Source organism: Paenibacillus sp. 4624, assembly GCF_050435065.1.
Classification (GTDB): Bacteria; Bacillota; Bacilli; order Paenibacillales; family Paenibacillaceae; genus Paenibacillus; species Paenibacillus amylolyticus_D.
This window is the reverse complement of sequence record NZ_JBNDJR010000006.1, coordinates 168,122-183,230: the sequence shown is the minus strand read 5'-3', so window position 1 is coordinate 183,230 and position 15,109 is coordinate 168,122. Positions and strand designations below refer to the sequence as shown.

The window sequence follows — 15,109 nt, the reverse complement described above, 5'->3', positions numbered from 1 at the left end:
TGCCTGGGCATCCTTTTACAGCTGTTTTAACGCGGTGCCCACGTATTCACGGCGCTCTTTCACATACGTGCGAATCTTCTCCGGCTCATTCAGAAAGACATTCATAGGCCACTTCATATAGGGGTCGTTCCCTACATCTTCCCGGATTCCATCATGCAATCGATATACCAGCGGCATGATTCTTTTCTCCGTAAAGGCACGCTCCAAATGTTGTTTCATCAGCTTCTTATACTGCTCACGGAACGTACGGAATGCGAGTAGCCGCCCCGTAAGTTTATTGTACCCCTGAATGCGAACCAAATTGGGATTGACCTTGGCGCCGTAACAGTTTCTCCCCCAGGTTCCTTCGTAATCCCAAGGTAAAATTCCATATTTTCCACTTTTCACTTTTTCGTACCATGTATAGTTCTGATGAAATCCGTCAAAGTTGCCTGTCAGCACAGCCCCGCTCAGCCATCGCAAATAGTTGTCAATATCCACCCGCGATTGTAAAAAACGAAACAGATCCATCTTGGACTTCATATTCAATTGTTGAATAAACCTGCGCAGCCTTCGGCGGTCCTCTGTATTGCCGCGGATCAGGCTGTATCCAGACAACTGGCTGTTTTCTGAATGAGATGATCCGGTGGATAATGCAAAATTGGCGTTGTCGTTTACGGCATAGAATATACTCCGGACAGGCATTCTACGCTGGCGAAAAAAAGAAGACTTCACTCCTTCGATTCTTACATACACTCCTGCGAGTTGATCATTGAGATACAGCACACAGTGGCGCGTATCAGGCGCCGGAACTCCAATCGATTCAAAGAATTGAAATGAAAGTGCATTCCGCAGCAGTGAAGGGTCATCATATTCCGCATTAAAGTGGAACGTACGACTTGCCGTACGAATCTCGAATGATTTTTTCTCATAAGCGCGCGTATGTCCACCCCGGTACCGAATTCGAATGGGAAGCTGCTTGCCGTCCATCTGCATCGTGCCGTTCACAAACGTTTCTGACCATATGTTCGATGTTAATCGCTGGTATTCTTTCGCCGACACATGGATGTGGTAGACAGGTAGAGTCATTTCCATCCGCCTTTCGGTCACCTGTGAGTTAAGCCCGTAGGCTATTACATCATCCTATGCACAAAGACAACAGACCGTAAGGGCGAATGCACAGCCCATTTATGGAACCATCCGCGAAGTCACAATGTAGATTTGCTGAAAACATATCACACTAATCTATAAATTACTATTTTTCTCATAGATTACTGCCAATTTGCTATACAAATGGTTGTCTGCTGGTTCCTTAGATGCTAGGTACACATATGATTAAACTACAGACAGACTCCAATGACGAGTGGCAGGGATTCAACGAACAACCGTCGGGCGGCCTATCTGAACTTATATCTGGGAAGGGGCAAAATACAATGTCTATGAATGGTCAGGGAATGAGAGGTTTGGTTGGAAGAGAAGTCAAGATTAATCGTGGTGGACCCGATGCAATCCAAGGTACTTTAATGGATGTACGCTGGGACTACATGGCTGTGAGCTGCAAAGAAGGTATGGTGTATGTGAACGATGCTCATGTCAAAAGTATTACCGACACAGGTCGTTCCGGCGGAGCCAGAGGACCTATGGGGAATCCGATTCCAGCGAACACATTACTTGGCGTCATGCAAGCACTTCGCTTCCGTCCTGTACAGATCAATCGCGGAGGCCCGGAAAAAGTGGAAGGCATCCTGGCCGATGCCAACCAGAGTCAATTAATTCTGACTTTAAAAAATCAGGAGATCATCCGTATTCCTTTACAGCATGTGAAATCCGTCTCCCTGGTTCGCGGAAGCAGCAACAACAATAGCAATAACAGCGGCAACAACGGTAAAAACACAAGCCAAGGGAATAAAACACAAAATACGCAGTCCGGCGGCAATCGTTCCCAAGGGAATCGCAGTGCAGGCAACCAAGCGTGCGGAAATAAATCTCAGGGAAATAAATCGGGCAACAACAAGTCGCGTGGCAATCAGTCTCACGGGAATAAATCGGGTGGTAACAAATCACGGGGAAATCAATCTCGCGGAAATAAGTCTGGTGGCAAACGGTAATTTGAGAACAACAAGAAGCTAAGTTACTACCAGTTTAAAGGGGGGAATGATCATGCTGATCTTTATCGCAATCGTCTTGACAGGTGCGCCTTTGTATTGGATCGTTATGCCGGGAAGGCCTACTTCGACTCATGAACATCTGAAACAGTCTTCACAAGGACTTCTCCCCCTGGGAGGTGAATCACAGTAAATGCCTGATTACCAGTTGTGGTTAACCTTCGGGGTATTTATCATCACTGTCATTTTCCTGATGTGGCGTCCTGGCGGATTAAATGAATCGATTCCCACTTCGCTTGGGGCGCTACTTCTTATCCTGACCGGTGTAAGCAGTTTGGGGCATATCCTGGGCATTTTCGAAATTGTATCTGGCGCAGCGATTACGATTCTCTCCACCATTGTCATGTCCATTATTCTGGACAGCATCGGCTTCTTTCGCTGGATCGCTGTAAACATGATTGAAAAGGCACGTGGTTCCGGCTTCCGATTGTTCTGGCTGATTCTATTACTTTGTTTTCTCATGACTATCTTCTTCAATAACGACGGCAGCATTCTGATCACTACCCCCATCATCATTCGAATCTGTTCCATGTTACGTCTGAAAATTCACCAGCAGTTGCCTTACCTCATCTCCGGTGCACTCATCGCTACAGCTTCCAGCGCTCCGATCGGACTCAGTAATCTCGCTAACCTGATTGCCTTAAAAATGGTTGGATTAAACCTGAACACCTACACTCAGATGATGTTTGTACCATCCATGCTCGGAATTATCGCCATGACTTTGCTGTTACTCTATTATTTTCGCAGAAGCATACCCAAAGTTATTCATCACTTCCCCGTATCCATGCAAAATTCATCTGGATCAGGCTATCATCCACTGCAGACAACAGAATTTGAATCGGATAACTCCAAAACGAATGTAGACTGGTGGTTGTTCCGTGTCTGTATCGGGATTGTTGTATTGATCCGGGCAGGATATTTTCTCGCTGAGCAATTCGGTGTACACATGGAGATTGTCGCCATTAGCGGTGTGGTTCTGATGCTTGCTGTACGGTGGTATCGTACACGATCCGGACTGAAAGATGTCGTCACACAGACACCTTGGCATATTCTTCTCTTTGCTTTCAGCATTTATATTATTGTGGACAGTCTTCACCGAGCCGGGATGACAACATGGATTACCGAATTCACAGGCCCGATTGCAGAAAGAGGCAATGCAAGTCTTATTGCCGTATCCGGGTTGTTACTAACGGTGCTCTCCAATTTGTTCAACAACTTGCCCTCGGTCATGATCGGAACATTCGCCGTTACTGACCTTCATTTGAGTGATACTCAACTTCATCTAGCATATCTCGCTAATATACTAGGAAGTGACATCGGAGCATTATTAACACCCATAGGCACACTTGCCACCTTAATTTGGATGTATATATTACGGACCCACCATATTCGAGTCTCATGGAAACAGTATATGAAAGTAACCTTCATTGTGATACCCATCAGTTTAATTATCAGCCTATTTTCCTTATATATTTGGGTGGCTCTACTGTATTGAGAGGAGGTATACTGTGAAATCTGCAATGATGTGGTTAGGTAAAACGATTGAGTTTGAATTGTCCGGCTGCAAGCTGCCTATTCAGGGCGAGGTCATTGATGCAGGGGAGGATATTATCGTTGTCTATGGTAATCAGCGCTACATTTATGTGCCGCTTCATCATATTCAAACGATGCATTTTACGAAATCAGAGGAAACTTCTACTAACATGGACGTGCCTGCACCTGATCCCGAAATGGACCATGACAACATCTCTTATCGAAAAGTACTAATGAATGCTCGCGGAAGATTTAGTGAAATTTCCATTGGTGGGCGCACGCTGCATGGTTATATCACCAGCATCATGAACGATTATTTTATCTTCTATTCTCCTTTGCATCATTCGGTCTATGTTTCCATCCATCATCTGAAATATATTATCCCTTCTCCCTCCAATAGCAGACCCTTTGCGATGGAACATCAACATTTCCCCATACAGCCATCATCCATCTCACTCTCTCGCACACTCGATCAACAGCTGCAAAAAATGGCAGGAGAACTCGTCATCTTAAATCTGGGTTACAAACCTGAACAGACAGGATTGCTCAAAAGTATCAACGACAAGTTGCTTGAAGTTATTGATGCAGAAGGTTCCACACGATTCATGCACACCAGCCATGTTCAAACGCTTCACTTACCTTAATGGTTAAAATAGAAGGCAAACAGGGATATTCCAAGGTTCGCACGATGACCCGGTATATCCCTGTTTCATGTCTTTTTTGCCGACCCTAACTTGAAAATGACGATAACCCTGTAAATCTAGTGACTCATTATTCCATTTATCCGCTCGCATCTATACTCGTTTATCTGTATCCTCGCGGTTTAATTGTCTATAAATTTCCTATTTAATTCCTTTAGCTTTCGCCATATGATCAGCCCGAATCTGATGATCCGTTGAATTCACTGTATTGAGCATGTTCCAGATCGCCTGAGTGTCCTGTTCTTGATACAAGGTCTCCGGAAGTTCTGTCTCCAGTCGTTCTGTTTTGCGCTGAATGGTCTCCACCAATTCATGATCATAAATAATCATTTCATCGGAATTGACATACCTTACGGCTGGATCAACACTGATCCGGCAACGGTTTGTGAACGTCACCATGGAAACTAGCCGAACACGTTTGTAATCCCCGAGATGTGCCTGAATCGCTTCAACATGGGCGCGGTGCTGCATGAGCGGATTATACATTTTGACCCTGCTGCTGCTCACTGACCAATTCGCTTCGCGGCGGCCCCCACGAATCTCTCCAGTTGTCAGATTCCGGGTTTCGATGACAAAGATCGCCCGCGGGCCAATCACGACATGATCAATCTGGGAATATCCCGAACGTGACTTGGGATTCGTAACCAGCAGATCATTCAACACTTTATATTCACTGGGCAAACCAAGCAGTAATTCGGCGGTTGTAGGTTCTTGCGGTGCGCTGATCCAATCAGCTTCGGACTTCTTCTTTTTGCGCCGACTACGGGACAGACGTGGAGGAATTGCTGTAACTGGCGGCAGAGCCGAAGCTGCAACAGAATCGGTAAGCGGGCTCACAAGCTCTGGCTGCGTCTTGAACAGAGACCAAATTTTCTTGAACATGGGCAAGCTCCGTTCTATTTGGAATGGTTACTGGAATATGGCTTATGAATTATGGTTTAAGGAGTATTGTTTATGAATTATGTAGATGTTTAGTACCGTATAGCATGTAAAGCCCTATACCTTATGTCGGATAAAGTCGAACAAAAATAAAGAGACGTTTGCCAAATTCACTGATTCGTTAAATGTGCACGACAGTATATACCCAAACCTGCGACTTTAGACGCACATCAAGTTCACAATAAGTCCATATCAAATCCATATCAAGTTTATTTCAAAATATACAGAAAAAGCAGCATCCCCTTTTTCCTAAGCAAAAGAGTCCGCTGCTGTCTTCCCATGTTCATCTTCTAAGCCTGGAGATAGTATGTGTACAGCACTTGCGTGCCCTTCTCGTCCAAGCCATTCTTCGATATTTCCTGATAGAGCGATTCCGCCAGAGCCAGTCCCGGCGTGTTCATGCCCATCGCTTGAGCAGACTCCAGGGCAATCCCCATATCTTTGATAAAATGTTTCACATAGAATCCAGGCTCATAATCGCCTGCGATCATGCGCGGACCCAGGTTGCTGAGGGACCAGCTTCCGGCTGCACCGGTCGCAATACTCTTCAGCACATTTTCCGCGTCCAGTCCCGACGTCTTGGCATAGGCAAGTGCTTCGCATACGCCGAGCATGCCAGAGGCGATAGCAATTTGGTTGCACATTTTGGTATGCTGTCCGGCGCCCGGCTTGCCTTGCAGCACAATGTTGGTGCCCATCTGCTCAAAAATCGGACGCACCGCTTCAAAAGCTTCTGCGTCACCCCCCACCATAATAGACAGCCTGCCGTCCCGTGCGCCGATGTCGCCGCCGGATACAGGCGCGTCCAGTGCATGCAAACCTTTAGCCTCCGCAGCTTCGGCGACGCGCGCAGCCAGCAGCGGGCTGGAAGTGGTCATGTCAATCAGGGTTGAACCTGGTTTGGCATGGGCAACAAGCCCGCCTTCTCCCAGATAAATCTCTTCAACATCCTTGGGATAACCGACCATGGTGATAATCACATCACAAGCAGCAGCCAGTTCTGCCGGCGTTTCATGCCAGACAGCCCCTTCCTTCACGAGCGCTTCTGCCTTAGCGGCAGTGCGCGTGTATACATGAAGCGGATAGCCTGCACGCTGAATGTGACCAGCCATGCTTTTTCCCATAACGCCTGTTCCAATAAACCCTACTTTAATTTCTTCTGGTGATTTAGTTGAATGTGTCATCAAAGGTTTCCTCCCTGTTCTTGAGTGATCCATAGTGATTTCGAGTGTTACTTAATGATATTAAGTGCTGCAAATGATTTTGAGTGCTGCAAGTGCTTGTCCATAGCTCTGTTGAAGCGGATGCGGATACTGCGGCGAGCGCGGACAGGGATACCGATGCGAGTGAGTAAGTAAGTGGATACTGGTGCCAACAAGGGTACCTGTGACCTGTGCGAGTCATTCTCTAACGATCACCAGGAACGCTATTTGAGCAATATCACACCTTGTTATATTCTAACGATCTCAGGAGACCTTATTTCGGAGAATTGATTCAAAAATAGGCGTTAATCTTGTCTTTTCAGCAAAATAAGGCTTCTGGTGATCGTTAGAATTCCAGAACTCCCCATTTCGCTTAAATAAGCTCATCTGAGATCGTTAGAATATTTAAGTGGTGAGGGAGCACCTTAACCTACAATTCAATTCAAAATTCACTCCTAAACTCTGAATCCTCCCCAATAATCCTCATCCTGCATAGCCTGATGGATAGCTCATTCCTTATGCCTTATTCCTTACACACGATACCTTATACTCGATACCTTATACTCGATACCTAACTTATACTTCATACTTCACTTCTCATCCCTTATACTCCATACCTTGACCTATACCTTATATCGTATATGTTATAGCTTTCTTACCCCTCCGTCCATCTCGGGCTGCTTTTTCTGTGAAAAAATCTGAAAAACGAATCATTTTCTCATAGTCTGTACAATCTAACCAAAACACATTGAATTGGGAGGGGATGGACTTGGGGCAGGAAAAAGGACAGATCACCATCTGGTTATCCATCTCCATTATTTTGCTCAGTGCCGGACTGGTCTGTCACGTCTTGTCTGTACCCGCCATTCTTGATGTGGCCGGAAGGGATGGATGGCTCTCTGTTCTCGCCGCAGCGCCCTTGTTCTTGCTGTTCCTGGGCATGATGTACATCATTATCCGGCGCATTCGTGGACAGCGCCTGACCGATTGGATTACTCGTGAGTTTGGCTTGCTGCCCTCCTGGATCTTTCGCATTACTGCGGTCTTGTTGCTCTTCTCGCTAGGGACACACACCTTATATGAAACCACCAACTGGACGGTATCCACCTATCTCCCTTTTACACCGACCTATGTGCTGGCTGGTGGAGGTGCTCTGGTTGCTGCCTGGTCAGCAGCCAAAGGCATTCGTTCGATTGCAATGACTTCCAGTATCCTGTTGCCATTGGTCATTCTGCTTGGCTACTTTGTCATGTCAGCCAATATGAAATACAAGGATTACAGTCAGCTCTTTCCCATGATGGAACACGGCTGGACTCCCGTGATCCGAGGAATGATCTACTCTCTCGCCGGACTCATGGAAATTTGGGTGTTGATGCTCTTCCAACATGACATTAAAGGCAAACTACGCTGGTGGCATGTGTTGTTGCTTGGCCTCTTCATGATCAGCATGGCGCTAGGGCCTACGCTCGGAGCCATTGTCGAATTCGGGCCAGAAGAAGCGGCGAAACAGCGGAATAGTCCATACGAACAGTGGAAACTAGTCAATATTGGCAAGCTGTTTCAGCACGTTGATTTTCTCTCGATCTACCAGTGGCTCAGTGGTTCCTTTGCACGTATTGCCATCTCCATGTATCTAATTGTTGATCTGCTGGATATTCGAAAACCCAAAAAGAGATACATTGCCATCCTCTGTCTCACGCTGGTTATGTGCGCTTTGGCTATTCAGTGGTGGCGGATTGATTACGTTGATTATTATGTCGATCACATTCAATTTCCAGCCATGCTCTCTTATGTAGCAATCATCACCACTCTTTTGACACTGGCCGCTCTTATTCATAAAAAGGACAAGGAGGCTCCTGCTCATGGCTCAACCGCCGCGAACGATACCAACCCGTCCAGGGACTAAACCGTTCCGTATCGATCAGCATCATCTGGAAACTTACTTTGCAGGCTCTGATGATGTTATTATCGACAGCCACCGGCTTGGTGACGGACAGATGAAGCTGGTTGTCGCTTATTGCAGTGGCATGGTCGATACACAGATTATCCATGACATCATCTTGCCGGAAATGAAGCGAACCTACGAGATCACACATTTCATTCACAAGTCTGACATTGAAAAAAATATTAACCTGCAATGGAACAGCGTGGACCTTGATGATGCGCAGTATGGAACGGAACTGATCTCCCTTCGTGTTTTTGAAGGGCATCTGCTCCTATGCCTCCCCTCCCTGCAGACCATGTGGAGCATCGATATCTCCAATATGGCTACACGGACACCAGAAGAGTCAACGACAGAAGTCTCGATCCGTGGAGCAAGGGATGGTTTTATTGAACCACTTGCTGTAAATGTATCCTTGATTCGCAGCCGGTTGCGTACTGCCGAACTTGCATGCAGTATTGAACTCATCGGATCACGTTCAGCAACCAAAGTGGCTCTGATGTATATGAAAAACATTGCCAATCCACAGTTGATCAAGGATATAAAACATCGTCTCCATGCAATTCAAACTGAACGTCTTATGACAGCAAATGATCTGGAAGAGTTGCTCTCACCTGCCAAGATCACCTTGTTTCCCTTGACGCATTACACGGGCAGACCTGATTTTGCATCGGAATGTTTGATGAGTGGCCGCTTCGTTCTGATTGTAGACGGTAATCCCAGTGTAATTATCGGGCCTGTAAACCTGTTTCTGCTACTCAAGTCACCAGAGGATGCCAGCTTCCCCTTCCTTCCGGTGAATATGGGGCGCTTGCTCCGCTTCATCGGTCTATTTGTCACTATATTTTTACCCGGTTTCTATATCGCTCTCACTTCTTTCCATATGGATCAAATTCCGTTTCCGCTCGTCGCAACGATATCTGTCGGTCGCATGGGGCTTCCTATGGAGTCTGGCATTGAGATGTTTCTCATTATGCTGCTCATGGAGCTGTTCCGGGAAGCAGGCGTACGTTTGCCCAGCGCCATTGGACAGACATTAACGGTGGTCGGGGGATTGATTATCGGAGATGCAGCCATTCGGGCTGGTATGGTCTCACCACTCATGATCGTCGTCATCGCCGTTACCGTTGTAGCTGGAGCAACCATTGTCAATCAAGTCATGACCAGTTCCATCCTTATTCTACGTTTCCTCTGCTTTATCTTGGGAGCGACACTGGGGATTTACGGGTTCATTCTGTCCATGATCCTGTTTCTGATCTACCTGACGGACTTGAAATCGTTTGGAATCCCTTATCTTACGCCCTTAACACCGCTCAATTTCAAACAAGCCATTGCCTCGCTATTCAAAGTCCCGACGGGTTTGGGGAAACGCAGACCTGTCTACCTGGAGACACAAAAACCGCGCAAGGATGGCAAAGGTCGATGAGCCGCATATTACACCGCTGGTTGCTTGGCATGTTAAGTCTATCGCTTTGCCTCATGACCACGGGATGCTGGAGTGCATATGAGATTCAGCAGGTGGATTATGCCAAGGCAATTGGCATTGAATATAAGGACGGCATGTATCATATTTACGTGCAAACTCTTGATTTTTCAAGTATAGCCAAAACGGATAATTCAGGTAAAACAGCCGAATCCCCTCCAATCTGGGTCGGACATGCTCAAGGGAAAACGATGAGCCTCGCCATGAACGAATTATGGCGTGCATCTCAGCTCCACATTGCCTGGGGGCATGTGACAGCCATCGTCATGGCAGAGAGCGTGCTGAACAATCGGCACATCCAGGATGTGTTTGACATGCTCGGACGATTCCCGGAAGCACGATATACCACATGGGTATACGGTACACGGGAGCCTTTGCTGGATATTCTGAGCACCGCTTCGATCTACAACTTGTCTCCACTGGACAGCATCCTGCACAATCCGTTGCCCAGCTACCTGGAAAATTCGCTGTTTGCACCTGTACTCAGCTTTGAACTGATTGCCAAGCACAATGATCCCGCAACCACGACGTATCTGCCTGTCATTGCCTTAAACAAGGACTTATGGCTGCAAAATAAAAAGGAACATGACTTGTTTCTGATTGAAGGAGCTTATTTCGAAAGGATGGGAGAAAAGTTCAATTTTTTGTCGCGAGACGAATTGTCTGGCTATCACTGGTTGATTAAAGGCATGCGCCGGGCTCCTCTATTGGTTCAAAAAAATGGTGTAATCTATGGGGCACTCAGTGTCGGTCTGCCCACAATAAAAATCGAACCGATCATTCGGGGAGAGAAAGTTACCTTTCGAATTGATGCCAAATATCTGACTGCACTGTATGAATATCTCGTCCCCATGACATATGACGAAATGACCCGAGTAAGCGAGGATACACTGAAAGAGCAGATCATGAAGACCTATCGAAATGGATTAAAACGGGGAGTCGATGTATATGGTCTACAAGAAAAACTGTATCGCAAAAACCCAAAACTGTGGCACAAGTTATCCGGGAATGGGGAAAACCTGATTCTCACGGAGGATTCGATTGAAACTTTAAATATTCACCTGACGATTCCGTATACTGGGAAATACAAGAGGAAAGTGTGATGAAAAAAACCTTCTGCTGATAACCAAACATGTTCAGCAGGAGGGCATTTAAACATCGTCTTTTCAGCGTAGATATGGGTATGTAGGTAGGGGATGTGCAATCCAGTCCTGCAGCCGGGCAAGCAACAACCGTTGTCATCAAGCCTCGGAGCGTAAACGTTGCACCTGCTCCAGCACCCAACCGATGATGACTGCGAAAGATACGCCAAACAGTAAAATCGGGAAGTTGTAGTATAGCGTATTTGTATATTGGTTCAGCCAGCCAAAACGATACACTGCCGATTCCGGGTCATGTGTATAACCGTTAAGTTGCACACGCAAGTCTTCAAAGATATAGATCTCCCAGAAGACAGACAATACACACAATGCTGCGGCTACAACACTGACCACCGCATTGCCCCATCTCCCCCAGTACTCACGTTGGTCGTAGAACCACCATTTCGTTACATACGCCGTCCAGAAACATAAGATCAGAAAGGTAAGTACGGATGGAAATAATGCCAAAATACCCAGATTGCCATTCCCAGATACCCCTTTGCCCAATTCATGCTTAATGGTCATTCCATCTACGGCAAAAACCATAAGCACATTCCATACGAGGAAGATAAGATACGGCTTGTTAATGCGTTTGATCGCCTTCATTCTATCCTCTCCTCTCCCGGTTTACTTCCAATAATAGTCCATCACTCGCAATCGAGTAACGAGAATCAGGAGCCCGCCCTCCTCCTTGTTTAACCTATGTTGAACATCGATGCCCTGCCTGGTTACTTTCTATCATTCCGAATAAGGATGTATCCTTTAAAAATCAGGCATGTTTTTGGAAAAAATAGCTCATACTACCTTCAGGAAATTATTGAAGGAGTGACAACATGAGTTTAAAACGCATCGTTGCTATTGGAGCGATTCTGGCATGTACATCTCTAGTTTGGGGATGCGGTAACGGCAACAACAGCAATAACATGCCTACTGCCGAGCAAACGAACCCGAACGAACAACAAACCCGAAGCTGGGGAGATCCCAAACGGTTAGAAGCTTCTCACCTAGAAGCCCTGGAAAGAATGGAGAAAGATCATATCCATCGCATGGTTTCTCTGAGCGTCAACACGGATGGCGATCAGGTCATGACAACGCTGGAGCGTTCAAGTCAAAAACTTGAAGAAATGAGACCACTCGCCGAGATGCTCCAATATGAAGGCCACCCTGCTTTGTTACAACGAATTCAGGAAATGTCAGGAGATATTGAGGGCTCCAAAAATGCAGTCACCGAAATGAAAAACAATCCTCCGTCCGGAAAAATTAAAATCCAGTCTGCGAAGACAGATGCCCTGCAACACATCAACAGTTTTCGTGACTACCATGAATATGTACAAGGTCAGGTCAAGGTGATGAATAAGTAACAACAAGCCTCTTTTATCTCAGGCCAGCCACATATATTATAAATAGTTAGACTCGGAGCCTTTGATCTGCCGATTCTAACTATTTCTTCGTTATCGTCATATCCATGGTTAATGAGACATTCGTCTTGCTCTGCGATCTTCCCGATCTGCTTCCTCCATCTTACGAATATATCGTTTGAGTTCCTCTTTATGGGCTTCAAGTTCGGCAAGTTTAGTGGAGGCTCCTTCTACAAAAGACTGCATTTTGGAGGTTAATTCGGTTGCCGATACCCCTACCCAATCCTGCTTTAATCTTCCATGGATCGTTCGCATTTTCTGTTCCTGTTGCATAAGCCGTTGTTGTAACTGTTCACATTGCTGAACTGCTCTTCTTAAGTCTGATAAGGATACGGAAATTCTGCCCATGTCCTTCCTCCTGTTAGTCTGATAAGATACCTTGTTCCTTACTGCTGGTCTGCAATCACAAAATCTTCTCGCTTACGCTCAATATAATCTGCGATCTCACTAATGGATTCCTGGTACCAACGATTGATCCGTTGCAGGGTAGCTGTCGCGTTATAGGCAATCGGAGTAAAAGACTGACTTTCACTTGTGGAAATATGCGTCTGAAACATCTGAATCGAAGCTTGCGCATCACTGGAAAACCCAGTTAGACTCATTCTCATTTCACGAGCAGACTGTGCTAACTCTTCCGGTGTTAATTGTATCTTTCCTCCGCCTAGTCCTCCTTGATTGCCAGCAATAGCTGATATCAAAGTGCCCACTGCTCCTGAGGTAATCTTAGAGAAGGCCGCAAGAGCCTCTTGGTGCGCAGTCCACCTAGGAGAAATATCGATGGTAGCCCCTGTTTTCCGATCAATTAATGGACCAATCAAGTTCCCTTTTTCATCAAAACGATATTGTTTCATGGAGTGATACCCTTTCCCCTCATCCTTGGAAAAGGAATCCATGAGTCTGACAATGTTGCCCATTTGCAGTTTATTCAGATCAAAACCGAGTTTTAAATCATGCAGTAATATTGGTGATCCAGCCCCCAGAGGTTGAAACGGGATTTTCAGCTGTATTTGGAATTTCCAATTTTGATACATGGCATTGGCCGACTCGAAATCTTGCCCTTTATATACGGTAACACCGACATGTCTTTCATATTCAACTAATCCACCCGCACCTACAGAGTCATTGGGATGAACAACATTAAGTATTTTGTTATCGAAGTATCCTTCGTTAACCTTGGCAATACTGGCATCATCCAGCAGATTCATCACACTTGGGGCACTATAGGTCATCCCGGATACATCATTCCGTGCGGCAACATATTGAGCTAAGCCACCACCGAGAGAATGACCTGTTACCGTAATATCGGAGTCAGGATATGCTTTCTGTACCACCTCATATAGTTCCTCGGCTTGGTGAAACTGATTGTTCTCCCAAGACATTTTATCCATAAGAAGTTTGAAGGGACTATTTTTAAAAATGTTATGGCGTTCCGGGTCAGTTACTGCATCTTCGAGTCTTCTAGTTCTGCCACCTAAAACATCGAAGGCATCTGTTTCCCAATCCGCAGCCATATCAGTAACATTACCTCCTGGTTCTGTTCCACGATAACCTATAACAATCTGGTCTGTTTGATCATTCTTCAAAACAACAGCGTCGAATCCGGATCTTCTATGAAGTTTGGCTCCATCCGGTTCAATCACTTTCCAATTCGCTGAGTCAAGTGTATCCGGGTAATCTCCTGCCTTCATATTAAGATAAGCCAGCTCCGAGATTTCCTTATAGGTTTTATCACTGATATATATATCCATAAGCTTATCCTTCCTGTGTTTACTGATTCCAAAAGTTAAAGTATATTATTTAAGTGTCAAGTTCACACATATAGGGGGTTGAAGAATATTTTCAAAAAAATTCAATATATATCAACTTTATTAATCATCTTGGCCTTTATAGTCGGAGGATGTAATACCGTTCCCAATCAAGATCAGGTTGTTGAAAAAGCCACACAAGTGGGATATCAATATTTCATTGACCACTACAATACAGAAGTGAATTTCACAGATCATAAATTTATGCCAAAGGATCTTAGTCACAATGTGAATTTGAGTGGACACGTTAAAGATAATCAAGAAGTATCAATCAGTATACTAATTGATTACGATACGTTTGAGGTACAAACAGCTGTTGTCCCCAAAGAACTTTTAGATAAGAAAATCAAGTAAACAATCTATTCAACGTTTAAGAGGCTCTAAAATTTATAACGGGAAGCTGATGCTAGAAATCCAATCTTATCGTTTTCGTCCTTACCTCTGGCTACTCCTCTCTATCATGAGTCTCACCCTAATTTGTGGTTGCATGTCCAGCGAAAAAAAGGAGATCATCCAAAATGCTGAGGAAGTAAGCTTGGTTTATTTCAAGGAAACCTACGACATTGACGTTGTATTTCCAGATCATAAGTTCATCCCCGCGGATCTGTCTCATACGGTTTCACTGACAGGGTACGTACAAGGACACAAAGATCAGGAAATTTTTGCAATGGTTGATTATGATACGTATACGGTAAAAACCGGTTCAGTACCTGATGAGATCAAATCCTCTAAATAGAATATAATATCTACCAGCTTCACCCTACTTAAGAGCCTGATGCTCCATCAGGCTCTTTTTGGTATAA

16 protein-coding genes are annotated in these 15,109 nt (G+C 45.3%); 10 read left to right on the top strand and 6 right to left on the bottom strand.

The features are described from left to right. Positions 1 to 15: 15 nt before the first annotated feature. Positions 16 to 1,074, bottom strand: coding sequence for a CotH kinase family protein (locus tag ABIE27_RS15680; RefSeq protein ID WP_429350918.1), 1,059 nt, complete (start codon positions 1,072 to 1,074; stop codon positions 16 to 18). A 338-nt stretch (positions 1,075 to 1,412) separates the two neighbouring features. Between ABIE27_RS15680 and ABIE27_RS15675 the strand changes: the two genes are divergently transcribed. From ABIE27_RS15675 to ABIE27_RS15660, 4 genes are read left to right on the top strand one after another with little or no spacing between them, the layout of a single operon-like run. Further along, the gene (locus ABIE27_RS15675; protein ID WP_123063033.1) at positions 1,413 to 2,087 is read left to right on the top strand and encodes a hypothetical protein; all 675 of its coding nucleotides are present in this window, start codon (positions 1,413 to 1,415) and stop codon (positions 2,085 to 2,087) included. Between the two features lie 52 nt (positions 2,088 to 2,139). Further along, the gene (locus ABIE27_RS15670) at positions 2,140 to 2,277 is read left to right on the top strand and encodes a hypothetical protein (RefSeq protein ID WP_161556859.1); all 138 of its coding nucleotides are present in this window, start codon (positions 2,140 to 2,142) and stop codon (positions 2,275 to 2,277) included. Beyond that, entirely contained in the window at positions 2,278 to 3,639 is a 1,362-nt protein-coding gene (locus ABIE27_RS15665; RefSeq protein ID WP_429350917.1) for an arsenic transporter, read from the top strand. 13 nt (positions 3,640 to 3,652) lie between these two features. Next, positions 3,653 to 4,321, top strand: coding sequence for a DUF2642 domain-containing protein (locus ABIE27_RS15660; protein ID WP_429350916.1), 669 nt, complete (start codon positions 3,653 to 3,655; stop codon positions 4,319 to 4,321). A gap of 198 nt (positions 4,322 to 4,519) precedes the next feature. On the opposite strand, the gene ABIE27_RS15655 is transcribed toward ABIE27_RS15660, so the two are convergent. Then, positions 4,520 to 5,260, bottom strand: coding sequence for a nuclease-related domain-containing protein (locus tag ABIE27_RS15655; protein WP_123063030.1), 741 nt, complete (start codon positions 5,258 to 5,260; stop codon positions 4,520 to 4,522). 347 nt (positions 5,261 to 5,607) lie between these two features. Continuing rightward, positions 5,608 to 6,501, bottom strand: a complete 894-nt coding sequence (locus ABIE27_RS15650) for an NAD(P)-dependent oxidoreductase (RefSeq protein ID WP_429350915.1) — start codon at positions 6,499 to 6,501, stop codon at positions 5,608 to 5,610. 787 nt (positions 6,502 to 7,288) lie between these two features. On the opposite strand from ABIE27_RS15650, the gene ABIE27_RS15645 reads away from it, so the two are divergent. The 3 genes from ABIE27_RS15645 to ABIE27_RS15635 are packed head-to-tail and all read left to right on the top strand — an operon-like array spanning position 7,289 to position 11,047. Further along, positions 7,289 to 8,425 carry a GerAB/ArcD/ProY family transporter gene (locus ABIE27_RS15645; protein ID WP_429350914.1) on the top strand — a complete coding sequence of 379 codons (1,137 nt, stop codon included), beginning with the start codon at positions 7,289 to 7,291 and terminating at the stop codon, positions 8,423 to 8,425. Then, the gene (locus tag ABIE27_RS15640) at positions 8,382 to 9,887 is read left to right on the top strand and encodes a spore germination protein (RefSeq protein WP_429350913.1); all 1,506 of its coding nucleotides are present in this window, start codon (positions 8,382 to 8,384) and stop codon (positions 9,885 to 9,887) included. Before ABIE27_RS15645 ends, ABIE27_RS15640 begins: the two co-directional genes overlap by 44 nt. Then, on the top strand, positions 9,884 to 11,047 hold the full coding sequence (locus ABIE27_RS15635; RefSeq protein ID WP_123063026.1) for a Ger(x)C family spore germination protein: 1,164 nt from the start codon (positions 9,884 to 9,886) through the stop codon (positions 11,045 to 11,047). The genes ABIE27_RS15640 and ABIE27_RS15635 overlap by 4 nt, the downstream gene beginning before the upstream one ends. 138 nt (positions 11,048 to 11,185) lie before the next feature. Here ABIE27_RS15635 and ABIE27_RS15630 read toward each other — a convergent pair whose 3' ends face one another. Beyond that, complete coding sequence (locus ABIE27_RS15630; RefSeq protein ID WP_123063025.1) at positions 11,186 to 11,689, bottom strand: hypothetical protein; 504 nt, start codon at positions 11,687 to 11,689, stop codon at positions 11,186 to 11,188. Between the two features lie 227 nt (positions 11,690 to 11,916). Between ABIE27_RS15630 and ABIE27_RS15625 the strand changes: the two genes are divergently transcribed. Beyond that, positions 11,917 to 12,444, top strand: coding sequence for a hypothetical protein (locus ABIE27_RS15625; protein WP_123063024.1), 528 nt, complete (start codon positions 11,917 to 11,919; stop codon positions 12,442 to 12,444). A 108-nt stretch (positions 12,445 to 12,552) separates the two neighbouring features. Here the strand turns inward: ABIE27_RS15625 and ABIE27_RS15620 are convergent, their stop codons facing one another. After that, complete coding sequence (locus ABIE27_RS15620) at positions 12,553 to 12,849, bottom strand: WXG100 family type VII secretion target (RefSeq protein WP_429350912.1); 297 nt, start codon at positions 12,847 to 12,849, stop codon at positions 12,553 to 12,555. 38 nt (positions 12,850 to 12,887) lie between these two features. Then, positions 12,888 to 14,249 carry a lipase family protein gene (locus ABIE27_RS15615; protein WP_123063022.1) on the bottom strand — a complete coding sequence of 454 codons (1,362 nt, stop codon included), beginning with the start codon at positions 14,247 to 14,249 and terminating at the stop codon, positions 12,888 to 12,890. A gap of 78 nt (positions 14,250 to 14,327) precedes the next feature. Here ABIE27_RS15615 and ABIE27_RS15610 point away from each other — a divergent pair, with 78 nt between their 5' ends. Together ABIE27_RS15610 and ABIE27_RS15605 are read left to right on the top strand one after the other, a co-directional pair. After that, complete coding sequence (locus ABIE27_RS15610) at positions 14,328 to 14,660, top strand: hypothetical protein (RefSeq protein WP_429350911.1); 333 nt, start codon at positions 14,328 to 14,330, stop codon at positions 14,658 to 14,660. A gap of 133 nt (positions 14,661 to 14,793) precedes the next feature. After that, positions 14,794 to 15,042 carry a DUF1433 domain-containing protein gene (locus tag ABIE27_RS15605; RefSeq protein ID WP_429350910.1) on the top strand — a complete coding sequence of 83 codons (249 nt, stop codon included), beginning with the start codon at positions 14,794 to 14,796 and terminating at the stop codon, positions 15,040 to 15,042. The last annotated feature ends 67 nt before the right edge of the window (positions 15,043 to 15,109 follow it).

What these genes read in the sequence shown, in the direction of transcription:
- ABIE27_RS15680 (WP_429350918.1), bottom strand. Translation starts at nt 1,074, where the DNA reads ATGGAAATGACTCTACCTGTCTACCACATCCATGTGTCGGCGAAAGAA.
- ABIE27_RS15675 (WP_123063033.1), top strand. Translation starts at nt 1,413, where the DNA reads ATGTCTATGAATGGTCAGGGAATGAGAGGTTTGGTTGGAAGAGAAGTC.
- ABIE27_RS15670 (WP_161556859.1), top strand. Translation starts at nt 2,140, where the DNA reads ATGCTGATCTTTATCGCAATCGTCTTGACAGGTGCGCCTTTGTATTGG.
- ABIE27_RS15665 (WP_429350917.1), top strand. Translation starts at nt 2,278, where the DNA reads ATGCCTGATTACCAGTTGTGGTTAACCTTCGGGGTATTTATCATCACT.
- ABIE27_RS15655 (WP_123063030.1), bottom strand. Translation starts at nt 5,260, where the DNA reads ATGTTCAAGAAAATTTGGTCTCTGTTCAAGACGCAGCCAGAGCTTGTG.
- ABIE27_RS15650 (WP_429350915.1), bottom strand. Translation starts at nt 6,501, where the DNA reads ATGACACATTCAACTAAATCACCAGAAGAAATTAAAGTAGGGTTTATT.
- ABIE27_RS15640 (WP_429350913.1), top strand. Translation starts at nt 8,382, where the DNA reads ATGGCTCAACCGCCGCGAACGATACCAACCCGTCCAGGGACTAAACCG.
- ABIE27_RS15635 (WP_123063026.1), top strand. Translation starts at nt 9,884, where the DNA reads ATGAGCCGCATATTACACCGCTGGTTGCTTGGCATGTTAAGTCTATCG.
- ABIE27_RS15630 (WP_123063025.1), bottom strand. Translation starts at nt 11,689, where the DNA reads ATGAAGGCGATCAAACGCATTAACAAGCCGTATCTTATCTTCCTCGTA.
- ABIE27_RS15625 (WP_123063024.1), top strand. Translation starts at nt 11,917, where the DNA reads ATGAGTTTAAAACGCATCGTTGCTATTGGAGCGATTCTGGCATGTACA.
- ABIE27_RS15620 (WP_429350912.1), bottom strand. Translation starts at nt 12,849, where the DNA reads ATGGGCAGAATTTCCGTATCCTTATCAGACTTAAGAAGAGCAGTTCAG.
- ABIE27_RS15615 (WP_123063022.1), bottom strand. Translation starts at nt 14,249, where the DNA reads ATGGATATATATATCAGTGATAAAACCTATAAGGAAATCTCGGAGCTG.
- ABIE27_RS15605 (WP_429350910.1), top strand. Translation starts at nt 14,794, where the DNA reads ATGTCCAGCGAAAAAAAGGAGATCATCCAAAATGCTGAGGAAGTAAGC.